Here is a 20,049-nt window from a genome sequence, read left to right as displayed (position 1 = left end):
ACCGATACTCACAGCTTGGCTAAATCAATATGCCTCGGTTTCTTAGGTTATCATCAATATAGTAGTTTTAGGTGCATTGTTACTCATATCCCTGCAAGTTTGGGCGCAAGATTGGCGTCTGGTTCGCGGTGGCATCCCTTTCCGTATCAGTGGTATAGCTTTGATAGAGCAACAAAGCAATAGGCTCGATTTTCTGATTGTCCATGACAACAAACAAAAAAACAGCGGTGTATGTCGCTGGTTACTTAAGATTGCGTGGTAACAAAATTGTATGGCGGCAAAATTCTCAATTTGTTCCTCTCTACCACTCTGATTATCACAAAATTGAAGCTATGGAACTTGTTCCCGGTGCAGAAGGCGGTGTAGTAGTTAGTACAGACGACGAGAATTTGGGTTCTTATGTGTACATTGTGGGTGGAAGTAGCTGAACAGTATGTCCTTTGAACTGAGGTACAGTTTAAAGATTTGCTAATCTTCGCCAGGAAGCATATAGCGGGTAACTGAACCTTTATGCTCAATATTCACAGCGTACTGTGAGAGAAATTCCTCTGACCACATCGGCTCAGACGCAGGCTGAATTCCAGGCTCATTACTAACCCAAGAAGGAGCCGGAGTATAGAAGTCCTTGCCGTTAAGTTGTCGAGAAAGCCACTCTACACCTTCATAGTGACAACGACCCGCTCCCAGAAAATCACCTTGCCTATCGAAAATTTCTATAAACCGACCGCTATTGTCCCATCCATCATCAACATATCCCTGTATCAAAACAAACGAATACTGGTTTATTTGCGATCGCCGAGCAGTTTCCTTAAACATCAATATCCATATATTGAATACTTTGTCAATATTTTTAGGGCGATCGCAACTTGGTCTAAATTGACTATTATCTTATCGATAACGGCCACTCTATTAATTACCCCTACACATTAAATCGGAACAACATTACATCCCCTTCCTGCACAACATACTCTTTACCTTCACTGCGAACCAACCCTTTCTCCTTCGCCGCATTCATCGAACCGGTTGTTACCAAATCTTTATAAGCAACAGTTTCGGCGCGAATAAATCCCCGTTCAAAATCACTGTGAATTACACCAGCAGCTTGAGGTGCAGACATTCCCGCATTAATTGTCCAAGCGCGGGTTTCTTTGGGGCCACAGGTAAAATACGTCCGCAAGCCTAGAAGCATATAAGTTGCCCGAATCAATGATTTCAAACCGCCTTCTTCCACACCTAAAGACGCAAGAAAATCAGCTTTATCTGACTCTGGTAATTCCACTAATTCCGCTTCAACTTGAGCCGAAACTATCACAACTTGGGCATTTTCAGTTGCTGCAATTTGCCGCACTGTTTCCACAAAATGATTACCAGTTGCCAACTCATCTTCAGATACATTCGCGGCGTAGATAATCGGTTTATAAGTGAGCAAATCCAGTCCTTTAATAATTTCTGCTTCTTCTTCGTTCAAGCTTACCTGACGCACCGATTTTCCTTCATTTAAAACCGCAGCTAATTTTTCTAAAACTGTGATTTCAAACTGTGCATCTTTGCTAGTACGAGCTTGTTTGCGAGTGCGGTCAATTCGTCGCTCAATTTGTGCTAAATCTGATAAACCCAGTTCTATATTAATGATTTCAATATCTCGTGCTGGGTCAACAGAACCAGCAACGTGGATAATATCGTCATTTTCAAAACAACGTACCACATGGACGATCGCATCAACTTCCCGGATGTGGGACAGGAATTGATTCCCTAGTCCCTCACCCTGACTTGCACCTTTAACTAAACCGGCAATATCCACAAATTCGACCCGCGCCGGGATAGTTTGTGCCGAACTGGCAATCTTAGCAAGAACATTTAACCGTTCATCCGGTACTGCGACAACGCCGACATTCGGTTCAATCGTGCAAAAAGGGAAGTTAGCCGCTTCAGCTTTAGCATTAGCAACTACAGCATTAAATAAAGTAGATTTTCCGACGTTGGGAAGTCCGACAATTCCGGCTCTTAGCATTTTTGATTTTAGATTTGGGATTTTGGATTACATTACCAAGGTAATCTAAACAGGTTCCGGTATGGTTTGGGGAATTGGTGCTGGAACTGTTTGAGGAATGGGAGCAGGTACTGGTTCTGGTACAGGCCCCGGTACAGGTTCGGGACTAGGTAGCGGATTTGGCTCAGGATTGGGACTAGGTAGCGGGTTCGGGCCAGGAGTAGGAATTTGTGGTTCTGGTATAGAAATCGCAGTGAGATTAATCATGGTAAATCTAAATTAAATTATTCAACCCTCCTAAAGTAGATGACAACCTCATCTGTTGACATCTCCCCAAATGGCTACACCCACGAACACTTTCTTTAATAATTTACCGCTCTTGTCATTAATTCGTAGCAAAATGGACTCAAACAAACTTTGCGTTCCTCTGCGCTTACCTCTGCGCCCCTTTGCGTTTAAATTCCAACCCTCAATTCGCCACCATACCCAAAGCTCTACGAAACTACTGCTCCTTTACCTTTTCTACCACCTCTGGTACTGGATCGTAACCACCTGGATGAAACGGATGACAGCGCAAAATTCGCAGAGTTGCCATCCAGCTACCACGTAACACTCCAAATCGTTCAATGGCTTGAATAGCATACATCGAACAAGTTGGTTGAAAGCGACAAGTCGGGAGAAACAACGGCGAGATAAACATTCGGTAGCCCCGAATCAGCCAAATAAATAATAATTTCATTGCAGCTACCCAAATCTTATAAATTAGTAACAGGGATAAAACTTTTCATTTTGTTGCATCTTTGTTAATTACATTTTCTGACTTCACCTCAATTCCGGTTTTATGGCTGCAAATTGCGTTGGCTGCAATCTGGGTATTACTCATCCTCCTGATTGCATGGGTGGTAAACCGCTTCGCCAACGAGCCAGAAATCGTGCGGAAGATAGTTCATATTGGCACTGGTAATGTGATTTTAATCGCTTGGTGGCTAGATATTCCTGCCAGTGTAGGGATTACAGCTTCTATTTTAGCGAGTGCAATCACCTTATTATCCTACCGATTGCCCATTCTTCCTGGTATTAATAGCGTTGGACGGCAAAGTTTAGGGACATTTTTTTACTCTGTCAGTTTCGGTATTTTAGTTGCCTGGTTCTGGTATTTACAACAACCACAGTATGCAGCACTCGGAATTTTGATAATGACTTGGGGAGATGGATTAGCAGCCTTAATTGGGCAACGCTTTGGTACACATAAGTATAAAGTTTTTGGTACAGAAAAAAGTTGGGAAGGCTCCCTAACTATGATGCTTGTTAGCTATGTCGTCAGTAATTTGATTTTAGTTGGAGCTCAAGGAAACAGTTGGCAAACTTGGGCGATATCCCTGATGGTGGCAGTTATAGCTACTGCTTTAGAAGCTGTTTCATTTTTGGGTATTGACAATTTGACAGTTCCTTTGGGTAGTGCAGCCCTTGCCTTCTTTTTAAGTAACTTAGTTCTTAGTTAATAATCTTCTTGAGCGCCATTCCTAATTGTTCAGGACTTACGCAAAAACTCTCTGCAACTTTATTCCTTTTCTACGAAACGCCCAAGGGACTGCCTTCTCTACGAGAGGCTATGCGTAGCTTGCTTTTGTGTAGGGGTAGGCTATCGGTGACGCTTAAACCTTTAGCAATAAGCAAAAGCTAATGAGATTATTTTTAAATTTATTGAGAATAGACTGTTATTATTGACATGATATGGCCGCCCTGACTTTGCGCCGAGCAGCTAGGCGAACAACTTAGGACTCAGAGGTTTAATACGTCAAACTCATGCAAAGTATTCCATAGTATAAGTATTTATAATCTAACCTCTATTGATAGCGCGTTTTTTCAACTCTCGTGAGATAATACTGTGGAGTCTGGTTAGTCATTCAATTTATCAAACTTTTTAATTTACTTAAAATCTCAGCTTAGGGTCTTTCAGATTTGACATTTATCAATTGCAGTTATAAAAATAATTGCATTGATGAATAGAATTTTATTTGCTATTTCAGGCATTTCCTAATCTGAGGATTTCTTAATTTTTATCTCTTGAAAGTCATGAAAGCTGTTTACGGACGCGATCGCTTCCGTTATGGATGGAAGAAACAAGTAAAATCCTTTTTCCTCCTGCCTCCTGCCTTGTTTCTTTAAAGAGCTATAGTCGATAAATTATTAGTCTAAATTTTGCACACGTGTAAAACTTTTAAACGCACTTCTTCAACATTACATAGTATTCCCGCTAATTTCTATTCTGCTTCTGTAACGCTAAAAGGAAATAATTATGAGTTTATCTAATAAAATAGCCCAGAAAATAAGTAATTATGATAATCCTAAATCCATCGGTTCAAAATTTAGAAACAAACGAATCGCAACTTTAGTTTCGATAATTGAAAAAACTTATAAAAAGCATGGATTAGTTAACATACTTGATATTGGTGGAAGAAAAAATTACTGGAATATATTACCCGAAGAATTATTGAAGCTAAATAAAGTTCACATAACTGTTGTTAATTTACCTGGGGAGATTTTACCAGCAGCTGAAGAACATTATAAATTTATTTATGGAGATGCTTGCAACCTGAATAATTTTCCAGATAATTCTTTCCATATAGTTCATTCTAATTCTGTAATTGAGCATGTTGGAAATTGGCAAAATATGATGAATTTTGCTAAAGAAGTTAAAAGGCTAGCACCAAATACATATGTACAAACACCATATTTTTGGTTTCCAATAGAGCCACATTTTATGTGTCCTTTTTTCCATTGGCTACCGAGACCAGTAAGAATTAGTTTAATTATGCGTTTTGATTTAGGAAATCACAAACGCTCTCAGACAGTTAACGAAGCTACCGCCAAACTTGAAAATTATCGTTTGTTAGATAAAAAAATGTTACAAGAGTTATTTGTCGATTGTTTTATCAAACATGAAGTAGTTTTTGGCGTGACTAAATCTATCATAGCTATTCGTAATGAATAATAGAGTATTGGGGATACCGCGACCATGACCGACGATATTCCAGAAAAGGCTATCACTACTACTAAGTAGGCTTTGCCTACAAACTATCTAGTCCTGTAGTTTAAACTTTGCAATTAGCAGGCGAGGAAAAAATTTATAAAATTCTCAATTATTTTATCTGAAAAAAACCTGAAACTATTGCTTGGTAATCATTTAAGGCTTTTATTCCTCGAATTTCATATTTATTAAATCTGCTTTAATATCTACAGAATGTGGGTAAATTATGCCTCTAATTTTGCCGAGTCTATTAGCAGCGATCGCTCCAAAATCCAATCGAGTAAAATCGGATTGACTAATTCCGGCGCTTCATCCTGCGGACAATGCCCTACTCCCTCTAAAGGAATAAACTTTTCTACTTGCACAAAGTTAGCTAATTCTCTCCCTAACTTAATTGGTTCCCACGGATCAGCCGTTCCCCACAAGATAATCGCCGGACAGGGTAGCAGTGGTAAAAGCTCTTCTGGTAAAGGCCCTGTAGAATAAGAAGTAAAAGCAAGGAACACAGCCCCAGCCCCCGGATCGCTTGCTGGTGAAGTGAGAATATCTACCAACTCATCTGTCACCATTTCAGCATTCGCATAAGCTTGCAGCAGAATTTTCCGCACCGTTTTCGGTTTGGCGAGTTGATTGAAAAAGAAATCACCAACTGGTTTGATAGATAACAGGCGTTGTAGCAAAGGCGCTCCGTAACGACGAGATAAAGGTAAAGTTACCCGTTTGCGATCGTGCAACAGCCGTAAAGAACAGTTGAGCAAAGCAACTCCCAAGGCAATATCTGGGTTGCTTACTGCTGCTTGCATGGCTACAATACAGCCAATAGAATTTCCGACTAAAAAAGCTGGCTCACCGACAACTTCACGGCAAAAATCTGCTACTTGCTGTCCCCAGGTTTCTAATGTATAGGTAATTCTTTCACCAGGTTGAGGTTTTGCGGAAGCGCCAAAACCAATCAAATCGATCGCATAAACACGGCAATTTTCCGCTAATACGGGAATATTTTTTCGCCAGTGCCACCAAGAAGCACCAAATCCATGCACTAGGACAACAGCTGGCCCAGTAGTTCCTTGGGTTTGATAGCAGATTGGAAAATCTTGCCAAATCCAGATTTTTGTAGAGTTAAGTGCTGTTTTTGAACTTGAGGTTGTCATGGTAAATTTGATGTAAACAATGCTAAAAGCTTTTCAGCAGCAAGGCACAAGTAAAATTGTTTTTAATTTGCATAAAATTTATCAGATTTTCAAAATAAACCCTTTGCTCTAGTGATAGCCTATACATATACCACAAAAGCTTCTAGGCTGATAATACTAGCATTAAGCTGATAATTTTATCCAGTATAGAGAGTTTTCATCTTGTTGATAGAAGTAACTTACTCACAACGGAGATTATGTCAGTATTAAAAATCATAACTTTTCTAATATGAGTAATATTTTGGCTATTTTTTAGATGTGAGTGAATTAGCATCAGTGCTAGATTCAGTAGTTTCACAATTTACGATCGCAAATTTGGTCTATAAGATTGGCGAATATGAGGCATCGGCTAAGGGATGGTTTGCAACTGGAAACTGACGCTGAATTTAACAATATTTTTCTTGTTCCTAGTTCTGCGAGCCAGAAATTATGAATCTACTAGAAACAATTGATACTCCCGTTGGGAGCTACGCACCAGATTTTGAACTGCCAGGAATTGATGGTCAAGTACACCATCTCAGGCGTTATCTTGAAAAGTTCCGAGCAGTCGGCGTTATTTCCATGTGTAACCACTGCCCTTATGTAGAGCGGTATTTAGGCAGGCTAAAAAATATTCAAGCCGAATTTGCCCTAAAAGGCTTCACACTAATTGGACTCAATGGTAGTAATGTTGACTACAACACTAAATCAAGCTTTGAAAATATGAAAGCTTTTGCCCGATGTCACCAGTTGAACTTCCCCTACCTGTGGGACTCAACGCAAGATGTGACCGGTAGTTTCGGTGCAACAAAAACACCAACGGCCTTTCTCATAGACACAAATGGTATAGTCCGTTACAAAGGTAAAATTGATAATCATCCCCAAGAGCCATTATCAGTGGGAGAGGATTATTTGAGAACTGCGATCGCTTCTCTATTTAAAGGTGAAGAAATAGCCATACCACAAACAGAACCAATCGGGACTACATTGATTTGGCGTAACTAGACATAGATTGTCCCTGTAACTGCTATCTTAAATTGGAGGCAATTGCAACTTTTTTGATAAAGCGTAACTTCATGGGAACGAATTACCGACGGGTTTTACTCAAACTGAGCGGTGAAGCCTTAATGGGCAACATGGGCTATGGAATTGATCCAGAAGTGGTCAAAGGAATAGCACAAGAATTAGCAGAGGTGATAGCCACTGGTACTCAAATCGCCATAGTTGTTGGCGGCGGCAATATTTTTCGTGGCGTCAAAGCAGCGTCGGCGGGGATGGACAGGGCAACCGCTGACTATATCGGGATGATTGCCACGGTAATGAATGCCATGACGCTGCAAGATTCGCTAGAACGCATAGGAGTGCAGACGCGAGTGCAAACCGCGATCGCTATGCAAGAATTAGCGGAACCGTATATCCGTCGTCGTGCCATCCGTCATCTTGAAAAAGGGCGGGTGGTAATTTTTGGTGCTGGTTCTGGAAATCCCTTTTTTACTACAGATACGACTGCGGCATTAAGAGCCGCAGAAATTGATGCTGAGGTGATTTTTAAAGCCACCAAAGTAGATGGAGTATATGATGCCGATCCTCATATTTATCCTGACGCCAAGCGTTACAATAGCTTAACCTACGCGCACGTTTTAGCCCAAGATTTGCGGGTGATGGATAGTACTGCGATCGCCTTGTGTAAAGAAAATAATATCCCAATTCTGGTATTTGACCTAACGGTGCGAGGAAATATCCACCGAGCAGTCTTGGGAGAATCCATCGGCACCCTTGTGGGAGGTTCTTGTGAAATTAGCTGAAGCTGAAAGTACGATGCAAAAAACCGTTGAGTCAACTCAACGAGCTTTTAACTCGATTCGCACTGGTCGCGCCAATGCGAGTCTATTAGATAAGGTATTGGTGGACTATTACGGTTCGCCTACTTCCTTGAAATCACTGGCAAATATTAGCACGCCAGATGCTACGACGATCTTAATTCAACCCTACGAGCGCAACACCCTAAACATCGTTGAGAAGGCTATTTCCCTCTCAGATGTGGGTTTAACACCCAGTAACGACGGTTCTGTAATCCGGTTGAATATTCCGCCCTTAACGAGCGAACGCCGTAAAGAATTCGTCAAAATGGCATCCAAGTATGCTGAAGAGGGTCGTGTTGCTATTCGCAACATTCGCCGCGATGCCATAGACGCCATTCGCAAACAGGAGAAAGCCTCTGAAATCTCCAAAGATGAATCAAAAGACCAACAAGACAACTTGCAAAAACTGACAAACGAGTATAATGCCAAAATAGACGCACTGTTGGCAGAAAAAGAAAAAGACATCACGACTGTTTAAAGTCTAAAGTCTTGAGCATAAAGGCTGAAGGATAATGGATAAATTCTTCAGCCTTTATCATTTTTTAGGTATTTAACAAAAATTGATCGAGTATCTCAATAGAAAATAAACTAATTCTGGAGCAAAAATTTAATATGTACGACTGCATCATCGTCGGCGCTGGCCCAGCTGGTGGAACAGCTGCATATCATTTAGCCAAACAAGGTCGCTCAGTATTAGTGTTGGAAAAAGAATCTCTGCCAAGGTATAAACCTTGTGGCGGTGGTGTATCTCCAGCGATCGCTCAATGGTTTGACTTTGATTTTAGCCCAGCGATTTCTGTAAAAGCCGATTCCCTTCGCTTTACCTGGAAATTGGGCGACCCCGTGGAAGCAAAAATCGCCACCAAAGAACCAATCTGGATGGTGCGACGAGATATTTTTGACCATTTTCTAGTGCAGCAAGGACAGAAACAAGGGACTGAAGTACGAGATAATACGGTAGTAACTGGTATTGAATTTCAAAGTGACTATTGGCAAGTTAACACAGCTAATGGCCCAGTTACAGGTCGCTACTTAATCGCGGCTGATGGTGCCAAAGGAGCAATGGCAAAATGGCTAGGTTTCAAAGAACGTAAACGTCTGCTCACAGGGGCTTTAGAGGCAGAAATCCCTGGCATTATAGAAAACAAACCCATAATTCATTTTGAGTTTGGCTTGGTCAAAAACGGCTATCTTTGGAACTTCCCCAAAGCTGATGGTTATTCCATAGGTGTCGGGACGTTTATTGGTGGTCGTCAACCCCAGGACTTCAAAAAGATTTTGGATGAGTACGCCAAATCGTTGAATTTAGACCTCAAAACCAGCAAACAATATGGTCATCCCCTATGTATTTGGGATGGTAATCAAAAGCTGCACACGCAGAATGCGGTTTTAGCTGGGGAAGCTGCTTGTGTGGTTGATCCCATGACAGCAGAAGGCATTCGCCCCTCAATATTTAGTGGTTTACTCGCAGCCGCAACCATTAATGAAGCACTTTCTGGTGACACTAACGCTTTAGAAAAATATAGCGAAGCTATTAATGAAGAATTGGGTACTGAGATGGCTTGGGCGCAAAAATTAGCTGGAGCATTCTATCGGTTTTCCAACATTGGCTACAAAGTTGGTGTTAAGCATCCCTCGGCTCCCCAGATCATGGGTAAGATTATGTGTGGAGAACTGCGCTATGGAGATGTTGCCGATCGTGCCCTGAAGCGTTTAATTCCTGGTTTTGGAGGTTAATTAACCAGATAAGTTACTTGAGCAACTTGCTTAAAGTTAGGCAAACTTCCGCCAGACTAGGTATTTCTTAATATGGCAATTTACTTGACAAAACGGCTGTTTATGTTCGCTAATATTCTTGCTCTTGTCCTCTTCATGCCGGGAATTGCTTTAGCTGCACCCGTTCAAATCAATACGACTTATGGTGTTATTTTTGCCCAAAGTACCAAAACTCAAAGCTACTCCACCTCGTCGGACATTAGCCTGACTCCCTTACAACGCCAGGAACTCCAGGCAGTGCGTCAGAGAAGAAATAGGGAAATTGCGGCAGTATTAAACTCATCTCAGCGTGACCAACTTAATCACAATCTCCGGGCTGGTAATAATATCAAGCAAGCGCTAGAAAAACTAAATTTGCAACCAGAACAGCAAGATTTGGTAAAGGCGATCGTGCAATTTACTAACTTGAAAATGAAAGTTATTTCATCTAAGCATTTGCTAAAAATAGGAGATAAATAAAGGTTTGATTTATAAAATTTATCGAAAAATTTGACTAATCTGGATTTCAATTTCTGGAAAGGCAATCAAGGATAACGTTGCATCCTCCTGCAAAATAAATTCAAGATTGTAACCTTCTAAACCTAGTTCGCGGAAAATATAAACCCGACGCTGATTCACATCCAAAATCCAGTAGTCAGCAATTTCTGCTTTCGCATAAAGAGGCGCTTTTTGTTTGCGATCTGTCTCTAGTGTTGTATCCCATATTCCGCAGGTTAGTTAAGAAAGAAGATAATATTTTCGACAAGGAGCACCAAAAAACTGGAGAATCCATTGCCTTTCATGGGTTAAGTTGGCAATTTGCTTAATTTGGGCGATCATAACTAAATGAATCGACATAAAACATTGAAATACCCAACGTAAGGTTGGAGTAGAAGTTGGTTTACCCAACTGATTATCAATAGTTTTTTTCGCTCGTTGTAAAGCTTGACGTAGAGCTCTTTGACCCAGACTGTAAACAAGCAGGTATAAACCCATAACCATTGCTAGTGCAGCAACTCGCTCAGTCGAATTTCCGTTCAAAATCATTGCTTTGACAACTTGACCTGCACTGATGAGTTCTTGAGAATGAGTTCCTAGCAGTCGATTGATTTGTTCTACTAGATTCATCTCATCAAGTGGTCAATATCCTGTACTCTGATATCTAGTGGTGGTGCTGTCATGCTTCTAAAATGCACCATTTACGTCATTTTCAAAATACAGCATTTACGATCGCACCTGCAAAATGTGGGTTGAATAGTCAAAACCATTAACCAATCGAAAACCCTCTGAGAGGTGGCTACAGAGTCGATGGTAGGTTATTACTAGCTAGAATGAAAAGTTGTAGAAAATAGCAAAGTGTCACTAAGGGGCAAATCAAGGCAAATCCCTCAATAGTTGCCTAGAGAGGGATTTTGGGGTGAGTGTGGCGTTGATTTTTTGACTGCTAGTTTAAATTATTTGCTTTCTCAACTGCTTCCTTTAACTCTTCAAAGGTAATACTACCGTCTTTGTCTAAATCATACTGTACTAGTAACTCCTGGGGACTAGTGGTATTTGTTTCTGATGAGATGATTGCACTTAAGCCAGGACTTAAAAAAAGATCATTAATGGAGACTTTGCCGTCTCGATCGCCATCTAAGGTATTAAAAAGAGATTGAAGCTCTTGCTCGGTTGTCATAAGTTTCTATCTGAATTAATTTTTCAATTTAATATCTCAAAATCTTGACAAAGACGCAAGGAAAGTTAATGAAAATTTAATGAAATTTTTATACTTAGGCAATGTTTTCTTATAAGAGACTCGACCGCGCACTATAGATTTTTCAACACGCTGGTGTATACAGTAAAATATATTACTTAAAACTGTCAAGTATTAAGCAAAAAAAAATTACAGTTATGTGTGGGATGTCGGGAAATGGGAGTAATATGGCCCGTGGGAGAGTGTGGCAACAAGATTTTATCGATGCGAAAAAGCCGGAATTTGGAATCAAATCTTAGAGCACCTACAAGCGATGGCAGATTCTCAAGGAAAACTTGATTGGGAAGTTCATTATGTGGATGGCACAGTTGTGCGCGCCCACCAGCTTCGTGCTGGTGGAAAAAAGGGGGCGTTCGCGTAGCGTCTCGAAGAGAAGAAGAGGTATGATTACAATCGCTTCAGATAGTCAGATGCACAAAGCGTTGTCGCTGCATAGGGAGGATTTTTGGCACTCCTGGGGATAACTTGCTCATCAATCAGTTCTACCCTTTCATCCTATGTAATAATACCGATTTCAAACATCCGGTGATATTCGTTTACAGTCCACAGGCGGACTCTAGTTTGTGTCATTGTATTTCCTTTAGCCATCGGACATCACTTTTAGGCGATTATCCCTTACTCTCAACTTTGGCAGCATCTATAATTAATCTTGCCCTATTTAGTTCGTTACCATGTCGGAAGAAGATATCCGAGCCGCGAGGCTGGAGAAAGTAGAACAACTCAAGCAGCTAGGGACTAACCCTTACGCTTATCGTTGGGAATCTACCCATCATGCAGCGCAGTTGCAAGAAAAGTTTGCCGATTTAGTCAGTGGTGAAGAAGTTGATTTAGAAGTTGCCATAGCCGGACGCATTATGGCGCGTCGCGTTTTCGGTAAATTGGCTTTTTTCACCTTGCAAGATGAAACCGGTACAATTCAGCTTTATCTGGATAAAAATCGCATCCAAGAAGGTATGGCAGATATTGATGCCGATGCCTTCAATCACCTGAAGCAACTTACAGATGCAGGCGACATATTAGGAGCCAAAGGTACTATTAAACGGACTGAAAAGGGCGAGTTATCTGTCTACGTTAAACAATATACTATCCTTACTAAATCCCTGTTGCCGCTACCCGACAAGTGGCATGGATTAACGGATGTTGCCAAGCGTTACCGTCAGCGCTACGTTGACTTGATTGTAAACCCGGAAGTGCGGCAAACTTTCCGCCGTCGCGCCCAAATTACTGCTGGTATTCGTCGTTATTTAGAAGAACGGGATTTTCTGGAAATTGAAACGCCAGTTTTGCAAAGTGAAACTGGGGGTGCAGATGCACGTCCATTTATCACTTACCACAACACTTTAGAAATGGAATTGTATCTGCGAATTGCCACAGAACTCCATCTCAAGCGGTTGATTGTGGGTGGTTTTGAAAAGGTGTTTGAATTGGGGCGGGTTTTCCGTAATGAGGGAATTTCAACTCGACACAATCCCGAATTTACGACGATTGAAGTTTACCAAGCCTACGCCGATTACAACGATATGATGGCGCTGACAGAAGGGATTATTACTACTGTCGCCCAAGAGGTACTCGGCACACTGCAAATCACCTACCAAGAGGAACCTATTGATTTGACACCACCTTGGCGGCGAGTGACAATGCACGATTTAGTTAAAGAATTTACGGGCTTGGATTTTAATTCGTTCCAAAGTTTGGAAGAAGCAAAAATAGCAAGTAAAAATGCTGCTATTCCTGGTATAGATGAAGCCCAATCAATTGGTAAGTTACTAAATTTAGCTTTTGAAGAGAAGGTAGAAGCCAATTTAATTCAACCTACCTTTGTAATTGATTACCCTGTAGAAATTTCGCCCTTAGCAAAACCCCACCGTTCTCAACCTGGTTTGGTGGAAAGATTTGAGTTATTTATAGTCGGGCGAGAAACTGGGAATAGCTTCTCAGAACTTACCGATCCCATCGATCAAAGAGAGCGTTTAGAAGCCCAAGCTGAAAGAAAAGCTGCTGGCGACTTAGAAGCCCAAGGTGTAGATGAAGACTTTCTGACAGCTTTGGAATACGGTATGCCGCCTACAGGTGGTTTAGGGATTGGGATTGATCGATTGGTGATGTTATTAACTGATTGTGCCAGTATTCGGGATGCGATCGCCTTCCCCTTACTCAAGCCTCCCAGCAGCCTGATTAAAGAATTTCGTTATGATCCAACAACTCAAACACTAACTATTGAATTTGACAATGGAAGTGTTTATGAGTATTTCAAAGTACCCCTTAGTGTAAAGGAAGGCTTAGAAAATGCACCGTCTGAAGGTCAATACTTTAACAAGTTTATTAAAGGGAAATTTAAGTTTGAACAATTGAGTTGAGTTAGTAAAGGTAAATGGGGCGATGACTTGCCCTATTTATCAACTTGATTCGGATTTGGTAAGAGTTTCGCCTGGAGTGTCTCTCGTTCCGATGTTCTGCATGGGAATGGCTGATTAGAGGCTCTGCCTACAATCAGACATTGAGTCAGCAGCCACATGAATGTATTCTCATGCGGAGCATAGGAACGAGGAAAGGCTTGTATCTTACCAAGCAAGGATTTTAGGACTTGTGTGTACACCGTAGACTAGAGAAGGAGGAGAATTCAAAGCCTTTCAAGAGCAGGAGCGAAAAGTCTGAGTGCGGGCTTGTCTCCTCATCTCCCTAATCCCCCCAACCCCTACACCACTACTTTTTCTAAAATCAGCTTAGAACGCTTCACTTGCTCAGGAATTGCCACGGGATAATCTCCAGTGAAGCAGGCAGAACAGAAACTATTGGTGTCTTCTCGTGTCGCTTCTAACATTCCCTCCCAACTGAGATAAGCGAGGCTGTCTACTTCCAGTTGCTTGGCAATTTCCGCTACTGACTTGGTAGCAGCAATCAGTTGATCCTGAGAATCGGTATCGATGCCATAAAAGCAGGGATGAGTTACAGGCGGAGAAGAAATTCGCATGTGTACCTCTACTGCACCTGCTTCACGTAAGGTTTTGACTAGTTTACGGCTGGTAGTACCGCGAACAATCGAGTCGTCTACAATAATCACTCGTTTACCTGCCAGCACATCTCTGAGGGGGTTGAGTTTCATACGGATACCGGACTCGCGCATCATTTGTGTTGGCTGAATAAACGTTCGCCCAACATAGCGATTTTTAATCAAACCTTCGGCGTAAGATACACCAGAAGCTTGGGAAAATCCGATCGCAGCAGGTATACCAGAATCAGGCACACCAAAGACAATATCGGCATCTACAGCAGATTCTTTAGCTAATTGGTGTCCTAACCGCATTCGGTAGCTGTACAAACTCTCGTTGTGCATGACGCTATCAGGACGGGCAAAGTAAATCATTTCAAAGATGCACAATTTCCGCTCGGGCTTTTGGCTCCAATGGTAAGAAGCTAAACCTTCTTCAGTAATCCAAACTAATTCACCTGGTTCTACGTCTCGCAGGTATTCGGCTCCAATGATGTCTAAACCACAAGTCTCGGAAGCCAAAACGTAACGAACTGGATTACCAGCCAAAGTCCCAATTACTAAGGGGCGAATGCCATTGGGATCGCGGACACCCATAACGCCAATAGGAGTGCCAATAACTAAACTAAAGGCTCCTTGGCAACGGTGAAATGCCTGAATTGCACCTTCTAGCCAATCTGCACCAGCATGGATGGCTTCTGCGATCGCAAAAGCGATCATTTCTGAGTCTGTTGTCGTCACTAAGTTACATTTGTTCTCAAGCAACTCTTGACGCAGTTGCACAGTATTGACTAAATTGCCATTATGTGCTAAAGCTAATGAACCTAAACGGGTTTCTAGCACTGCGGGTTGGGCATTAACTTTGCGGCTAGAACCTGTGGTGGAATAACGAGTGTGACCAACACCAAGGCTACCGGGCAATTGATCCAAGATGGATTCATTAAAAACTTGAGACACCAAGCCCATATCTTTGTGGAGATGTACTTGTGTTCCCTCAAAGGTGGCAATACCAGCTGATTCTTGACCCCGATGTTGAAGGGCATACAATCCAAAGTAGGTCAGTTTAGCAACGTTTTCTCCTGGGGCATAGATGCCAAAAACACCACAAGCTTCTTCTGGCTTGTCAGGTTGATTTTCATGACTATTGATTGGGTTGTTGGTCTGGTCGGGGTATTCATCCGAAGTGACAGAATGAATAGAAATCATGCTAGCTTTGCTCCTGGTGGGGGGGTCAATCAATTTTGGATTTGAGATTGACGATTTTGGATCGATCTGCACCGTAGTAGATATGCGGCTTGGGATTGGAGAATGGCTATTTTAGATTTGTTTCGCCCAATAGGAGCAAGACATGAACTAGAAGTAACGCCCCCAATCCAAAATCTAAAATTCAAAATCTAAAATCGGTAGTCAGTCACTGGGATTATATAGATGGCTGCGGAGTTCTTAACAAATCTTTAACCATCCATTAAAACAGTACCGTAATTTTGCTCAGAGACGCTAGTCAAAGAGGGAAGAGTTAGGAGTTATACTTTTATATTCCTAAATCCTCACTTTCAACTTCTAGCTTCTTGGGTGGTAGTAGTGTGGATGGCGATACGTCTGGCGATCGCATGGGAATAGCGATCGCTCATATCTTCGATCCTAACTTTGATTAAGGTTTGGTTATCAGTAGTGAAAACCCCCAAACCCGTCTCAAAATTACCAACTACACCCAGTTTTTGCCAATCTTGACCTAGATGTTCCTGTAAGTATGATTCCCAAATTTCTTGTTGTGCTGATGCTACAGAAACTAAAATTCTGGCACCACCTTCGGCAAACAACACCTCGTCGAGGCGAGGCAGTGCGGTCTTGGGGTCTCCCCAAGTGGAGCAACTGCCGTGGTTTAACTGTGTTGGTGCTATTTCTAAATTGATTTCGGCACCAAGGTTGCCAGCAAGACAACATTCGGCTATGGCGATCGCCACTCCTCCCTCAGCAGAATCGTGGGCTGAACGTACCCAACCATTACGAATTCCTTCACGACAAACTTTTTGGACGCGGCGTTCCAAGTCAAAATCTACCCGTGGTGGTTTTCCGGCAACAGTCCCGTGGATAGTGGCTAAATATTCAGATGCTCCCAAACTGATTTTGGATGCCAGAGGCAATCCGAGAAGATAAATCACATCGCCGGATGCTTGCCAACCTTGACCACAAATTTTGGTTATATCAGGAATCAAACCCACCATACCGACAACAGGAGTGGGATAAATGGGTTGTGGGATGCTTTGAGAATCAAGAGTTTCATTGTACAAAGAGACATTTCCGCCTGTGACTGGTGTCGCCAATTCTCGGCAACCTTCCGCCAAACCGCGACAAGCTTCTGCCAATTGCCAGTAACCAATCGGTTTTTCTGGGGAGCCAAAATTCAAGTTATCCGTTACCGCCAGAGGTTCTGCACCTACACAGCTAAGATTGCGTGCAGCTTCTGCCACCACTGCCTTAGCTCCTTCGTAGGGGTCAAGATAAACATACCGAGGATTGCAATCCACCGTGGCAGCAATACCGGGTTGGACATTGGGAATTCTTCTCTGCTCCTCTGCCCCCCCGCTCCTCTGCCCCCTATCCTCTTCAAGGGGGCGCAAGCGGATAACAGCGGCATCTGCACCACCTGGCAGGATTACCGTATTATTTTGTACTTGATGGTCGTACTGACGATATACCCAGTTTTTAGAAGCGATCGTGGGTGTATCGAGCAAAGTTAAGAGAATATTATTCCAACTTTGTAGTCCTTCTTGGAGTTCTATTCCAGCAGTTGTAGAAGGAGGTAGGGAATCAACAGTCCATTCCCAAGCTTGACGCGCATATTCTGGTGCTTCTGCCAACAACTCTCGGTTATACAGTGGGGTATTCTCCGCCAAAGCCTCAGCGGGAATTTCTGCTGCTACTTCACCCTGAAAGAGAATCCGCACAATAGGTTCAGCTATAACTGCCCCAGCAACAACGGCTTGAAGTCCCCACCGATGAAAAATGTCGATTAATTCTTGCTCACGCCCTTTATGAGCAACAAACAGCATTCGTTCTTGAGATTCCGAAAGTAGATATTCATAAGGAACCATCCCCATTTCTCTTACGGGAATCTTATCTAAATCTAGTTCAATTCCCACACCGCCTTTTGCTGCCATCTCTGAGGTAGAACAGGTGATCCCCGCTGCTCCCATATCCTGGGCGGCGACAACTGCACCCGTCTTAAACGCCTCCAGACAAGCTTCAATTAACGACTTTTCCAAAAAGGGATCGCCCACTTGCACAGCAGGGCGATCGTCTATGGATTTATCGCTCAATTCTGCACTAGCAAAACTCGCGCCTCCCATACCATCGCGCCCAGTGGTGGAACCAACATACAGCACGGGGTTGCCTAAGCCAGATGCTCCAGATTTGACGATTTCTGGTGTTTCCATCAATCCTAGTGCCATAACGTTCACCAGAGGATTACCAGAGTAAGCAGAGTCAAAGTAAACTTCGCCGCCAACGGTAGGTACTCCCACACAGTTACCATAATGAGAGATTCCTGCCACTACGCCTTGGAACAGCCTTTGAGTTTTGGCATCTTCTAGGGAACCAAAGCGTAACGAGTTTAATAGGGCAATGGGACGCGCACCCATTGTAAAAATATCTCTGAGAATACCGCCTACTCCCGTTGCAGCTCCCTGAAAGGGTTCGACCGCTGAGGGATGGTTGTGAGATTCAATCTTAAAAGCTAGTTGGAGTCCATCACCCAAGTCTACAACACCAGCATTTTCACCAGGCCCCACGAGGATGCGGGGGCCATCGGTGGGAAATTGTTTGAGTAGAGGTCGAGAATTTTTATAACAGCAATGCTCAGACCACATTACGCCAAACATTCCCAGTTCAGCTTTGTTGGGATGACGTCCTAGCCGACGGACAATTTCTGCGTATTCTTCTGGCTTTAAACCTTCTGCGGCGATTTCTTCGGCGGAAAAGGCTGGTTTTGAGGTTGCAGTCATGAAAATGCACTCTGGGGGACAGAGCATTATTCTATCGATTTACTTGCCTTGCAGATGCAGTTTTAGGAATGCAGATAATTCTTCTTTGAATATTTCTTTTTGGACTACTTGAATCACCAAGTTGTAAGCTTGCTCTTGGGATAAGTTCAAACTGTAGCCGTTTAAGGTTATGAAAATATCCATAACCGCAAATGCAGTGCGTTTGTTGCCATCAATAAACGGATGGTTCATCGCTAAATGGTACAGGTATGCTGCTGCTTGCTCGTGAATTGTAGGATGGAGAAGTTCGCCGCCAAAAGTAGCTTGAGGTTGTGCCAATGCTTAATCTAGCGAACCTTCGTCTCTGACACCAGATGTTCCACCAAAGCTGTTTATCTCATTTTGGTGAATGTCTAGGACTTGAGAAATAGAAAGAAATCTAGGAGTCTGCAAGGCGACGGTAAACCTCCTGCCATTTCTGTTTAGAAGCTAAATAAGCCTGCCATACCTCTTCATCTGAGGCAATCTGATTTGAGGCAGTATTTTCTAACTTGTCTTCATTTTGTTCAATCTCGCGGAAAGATTGGGCAAAATCAGGAATATTTAATAATACTTTTTCAGTAACTTCGTTTTCTTCTGTTTCTTGCAAATAAGCCAGAAACGCAACTGCTAATCGCAACTTTTCAAGAGAAAGTTGACGCAAACGGCTTTCGGCTTCTGATAAATAATTGCTGTGCTTTTGTTCTGTTGCCATCGTTACCTCAAGCTAGGTTTTTTGCCAGTTGTGAATCACTTTTGCTGCTAACTCTAGCTTATCGCGCTTGCAACCACCGCATCATTTGAATTAGTAGCTATGTTGGTGAATGGCGTTAAAAGTATTTTAGGATGCTAATTAATTTATGTTGTAAAACACGATGCCTACGGTGGCAAGCTATGCACTTTTACTTTCCTGTAGATTGAAGCGCGATCGCTCTTCAATTAAACTTTAACTTAATACCTGTATCTCCATCTTGGTAAGTATTGGCAGAAGATGCTTGTGCAACCTTTCTTACAAGCAAACTTGTTTCTTGGATGGAGGGGTAGTACAACCCCAGAATCTGCTCAACAGGATTATTCCGATCGTGAGGTAGACAAGATGAAAATCGATACCACACCAAATGCTTTAGTCTTTAAAGATAACTTGATTTTTTAATCTTGGTGAAATTTCTAGCTCCTTTACTTACGTGAATCTAGTGTCACTCAGAGATTATTCGGGTATATGCAGTTTAGATGTAACAATTAAGTGACGAGAATCACACATACTTGATGATTAGGATCGTCTCCTGGCGATCAATAGCTAGGCATAATTAATGACAACTGAACTCTAGCCGAGTCATTAATAGGGAACACACTTAAATAGCCGACAGCTTTAATCAAAGACTGTCGGTTTTTTGTATTTGTCATTAGTCATTAGTCATTAGTCATTAGTCATTAGTCATTAGTCATTAGTCATTAGTCATTAGTCATTAGTCATT

At 42.2% G+C, this 20,049-nt stretch carries 22 protein-coding genes and 2 pseudogenes; 11 read left to right on the top strand and 13 right to left on the bottom strand.

What is annotated here, in order from left to right:
* Positions 1 to 203 precede the first annotated feature (203 nt).
* The gene (locus tag V7K41_RS27480; protein ID WP_334853371.1) at positions 204 to 428 is read left to right on the top strand and encodes a hypothetical protein; all 225 of its coding nucleotides are present in this window, start codon (positions 204 to 206) and stop codon (positions 426 to 428) included.
* A 40-nt stretch (positions 429 to 468) separates the two neighbouring features.
* Here V7K41_RS27480 and V7K41_RS27475 read toward each other — a convergent pair whose 3' ends face one another.
* From V7K41_RS27475 to yidD, 4 genes are all read right to left on the bottom strand, one after another.
* Positions 469 to 816, bottom strand: coding sequence for a hypothetical protein (locus V7K41_RS27475; RefSeq protein ID WP_334853369.1), 348 nt, complete (start codon positions 814 to 816; stop codon positions 469 to 471).
* A gap of 103 nt (positions 817 to 919) precedes the next feature.
* Positions 920 to 2,011, bottom strand: a complete 1,092-nt coding sequence (gene ychF / locus V7K41_RS27470; RefSeq protein ID WP_334853368.1) for a redox-regulated ATPase YchF — start codon at positions 2,009 to 2,011, stop codon at positions 920 to 922.
* Positions 2,012 to 2,056: 45 nt separating this feature from the next.
* Positions 2,057 to 2,257, bottom strand: a complete 201-nt coding sequence (locus V7K41_RS27465) for a hypothetical protein (protein WP_334853364.1) — start codon at positions 2,255 to 2,257, stop codon at positions 2,057 to 2,059.
* Positions 2,258 to 2,492: 235 nt separating this feature from the next.
* The gene (yidD, locus tag V7K41_RS27460; RefSeq protein ID WP_334853361.1) at positions 2,493 to 2,729 is read right to left on the bottom strand and encodes a membrane protein insertion efficiency factor YidD; all 237 of its coding nucleotides are present in this window, start codon (positions 2,727 to 2,729) and stop codon (positions 2,493 to 2,495) included.
* A 61-nt stretch (positions 2,730 to 2,790) separates the two neighbouring features.
* Here yidD and V7K41_RS27455 point away from each other — a divergent pair, with 61 nt between their 5' ends.
* Both V7K41_RS27455 and V7K41_RS27450 read left to right on the top strand, forming a co-directional pair.
* Positions 2,791 to 3,492 (top strand): diacylglycerol/polyprenol kinase family protein, encoded by a 702-nt coding sequence (locus V7K41_RS27455; RefSeq protein ID WP_334853359.1) that lies wholly within the window; start codon positions 2,791 to 2,793, stop codon positions 3,490 to 3,492.
* A 797-nt stretch (positions 3,493 to 4,289) separates the two neighbouring features.
* Positions 4,290 to 4,985, top strand: a complete 696-nt coding sequence (locus V7K41_RS27450) for a class I SAM-dependent methyltransferase (RefSeq protein WP_334853357.1) — start codon at positions 4,290 to 4,292, stop codon at positions 4,983 to 4,985.
* A gap of 260 nt (positions 4,986 to 5,245) precedes the next feature.
* Here the strand turns inward: V7K41_RS27450 and V7K41_RS27445 are convergent, their stop codons facing one another.
* On the bottom strand, positions 5,246 to 6,172 hold the full coding sequence (locus tag V7K41_RS27445) for an alpha/beta fold hydrolase (protein ID WP_334853355.1): 927 nt from the start codon (positions 6,170 to 6,172) through the stop codon (positions 5,246 to 5,248).
* A gap of 468 nt (positions 6,173 to 6,640) precedes the next feature.
* Between V7K41_RS27445 and V7K41_RS27440 the strand changes: the two genes are divergently transcribed.
* The 5 genes from V7K41_RS27440 to V7K41_RS27420 all read left to right on the top strand — a co-directional run bounded on the left by V7K41_RS27440 (position 6,641) and on the right by V7K41_RS27420 (position 10,287).
* Entirely contained in the window at positions 6,641 to 7,195 is a 555-nt protein-coding gene (locus tag V7K41_RS27440; protein WP_334853354.1) for a thioredoxin family protein, read from the top strand.
* 71 nt (positions 7,196 to 7,266) lie between these two features.
* Positions 7,267 to 7,995, top strand: a complete 729-nt coding sequence (pyrH, locus tag V7K41_RS27435; RefSeq protein WP_094348577.1) for a UMP kinase — start codon at positions 7,267 to 7,269, stop codon at positions 7,993 to 7,995.
* Complete coding sequence (gene frr, locus V7K41_RS27430) at positions 7,982 to 8,530, top strand: ribosome recycling factor (RefSeq protein WP_334853352.1); 549 nt, start codon at positions 7,982 to 7,984, stop codon at positions 8,528 to 8,530. Before pyrH ends, frr begins: the two co-directional genes overlap by 14 nt.
* A gap of 134 nt (positions 8,531 to 8,664) precedes the next feature.
* Positions 8,665 to 9,789 (top strand): geranylgeranyl reductase family protein, encoded by a 1,125-nt coding sequence (locus V7K41_RS27425; RefSeq protein ID WP_334853350.1) that lies wholly within the window; start codon positions 8,665 to 8,667, stop codon positions 9,787 to 9,789.
* Positions 9,790 to 9,861: 72 nt separating this feature from the next.
* A complete protein-coding gene (locus V7K41_RS27420; protein WP_334853348.1) occupies positions 9,862 to 10,287 on the top strand; it encodes a hypothetical protein in 426 nt (141 codons plus the stop codon).
* Between the two features lie 18 nt (positions 10,288 to 10,305).
* Here V7K41_RS27420 and V7K41_RS27415 read toward each other — a convergent pair whose 3' ends face one another.
* The 4 genes and pseudogenes from V7K41_RS27415 to V7K41_RS27400 all read right to left on the bottom strand — a co-directional run bounded on the left by V7K41_RS27415 (position 10,306) and on the right by V7K41_RS27400 (position 11,485).
* Positions 10,306 to 10,533, bottom strand: coding sequence for a Uma2 family endonuclease (locus tag V7K41_RS27415; protein WP_334853669.1), 228 nt, complete (start codon positions 10,531 to 10,533; stop codon positions 10,306 to 10,308).
* A 12-nt stretch (positions 10,534 to 10,545) separates the two neighbouring features.
* Positions 10,546 to 10,839: pseudogene (locus V7K41_RS27410) on the bottom strand (IS1634 family transposase); the annotation flags it as partial.
* A 12-nt stretch (positions 10,840 to 10,851) separates the two neighbouring features.
* Positions 10,852 to 10,935 (bottom strand): annotated as a pseudogene (locus tag V7K41_RS27405) (hypothetical protein); the annotation flags it as partial.
* Positions 10,936 to 11,251: 316 nt separating this feature from the next.
* Positions 11,252 to 11,485 (bottom strand): EF-hand domain-containing protein, encoded by a 234-nt coding sequence (locus tag V7K41_RS27400; RefSeq protein WP_334853347.1) that lies wholly within the window; start codon positions 11,483 to 11,485, stop codon positions 11,252 to 11,254.
* 262 nt (positions 11,486 to 11,747) lie between these two features.
* Here V7K41_RS27400 and V7K41_RS27395 point away from each other — a divergent pair, with 262 nt between their 5' ends.
* Together V7K41_RS27395 and lysS are read left to right on the top strand one after the other, a co-directional pair.
* On the top strand, positions 11,748 to 11,924 hold the full coding sequence (locus tag V7K41_RS27395; protein ID WP_334853345.1) for a hypothetical protein: 177 nt from the start codon (positions 11,748 to 11,750) through the stop codon (positions 11,922 to 11,924).
* Positions 11,925 to 12,234: 310 nt separating this feature from the next.
* Positions 12,235 to 13,920: a lysine--tRNA ligase gene (gene lysS / locus V7K41_RS27390; RefSeq protein WP_334853342.1), complete on the top strand. Its 1,686-nt coding sequence runs from the start codon at positions 12,235 to 12,237 to the stop codon at positions 13,918 to 13,920.
* A 338-nt stretch (positions 13,921 to 14,258) separates the two neighbouring features.
* Here lysS and purF read toward each other — a convergent pair whose 3' ends face one another.
* The 4 genes from purF to V7K41_RS27370 all read right to left on the bottom strand — a co-directional run bounded on the left by purF (position 14,259) and on the right by V7K41_RS27370 (position 19,289).
* Entirely contained in the window at positions 14,259 to 15,758 is a 1,500-nt protein-coding gene (purF, locus tag V7K41_RS27385) for an amidophosphoribosyltransferase (protein WP_334853340.1), read from the bottom strand.
* Positions 15,759 to 16,105: 347 nt separating this feature from the next.
* Complete coding sequence (purL, locus tag V7K41_RS27380) at positions 16,106 to 18,556, bottom strand: phosphoribosylformylglycinamidine synthase subunit PurL (RefSeq protein ID WP_334853338.1); 2,451 nt, start codon at positions 18,554 to 18,556, stop codon at positions 16,106 to 16,108.
* 39 nt (positions 18,557 to 18,595) lie between these two features.
* Positions 18,596 to 18,874, bottom strand: a complete 279-nt coding sequence (locus tag V7K41_RS27375; protein ID WP_334853337.1) for a type II toxin-antitoxin system death-on-curing family toxin — start codon at positions 18,872 to 18,874, stop codon at positions 18,596 to 18,598.
* 100 nt (positions 18,875 to 18,974) lie between these two features.
* Positions 18,975 to 19,289, bottom strand: a complete 315-nt coding sequence (locus tag V7K41_RS27370) for a hypothetical protein (RefSeq protein WP_334853335.1) — start codon at positions 19,287 to 19,289, stop codon at positions 18,975 to 18,977.
* Positions 19,290 to 19,571: 282 nt separating this feature from the next.
* Here V7K41_RS27370 and V7K41_RS27365 point away from each other — a divergent pair, with 282 nt between their 5' ends.
* A complete protein-coding gene (locus V7K41_RS27365; RefSeq protein WP_334853332.1) occupies positions 19,572 to 19,727 on the top strand; it encodes a hypothetical protein in 156 nt (51 codons plus the stop codon).
* Positions 19,728 to 20,049 lie beyond the last annotated feature (322 nt).

The organism is Nostoc sp., assembly GCF_036917415.1.
In the GTDB taxonomy this organism is placed as follows: domain Bacteria; phylum Cyanobacteriota; class Cyanobacteriia; order Cyanobacteriales; family Nostocaceae; genus Nostoc.
Note: the sequence above shows the minus strand (reverse complement) of the source record. Positions and strands in the feature narration are given on the sequence as shown.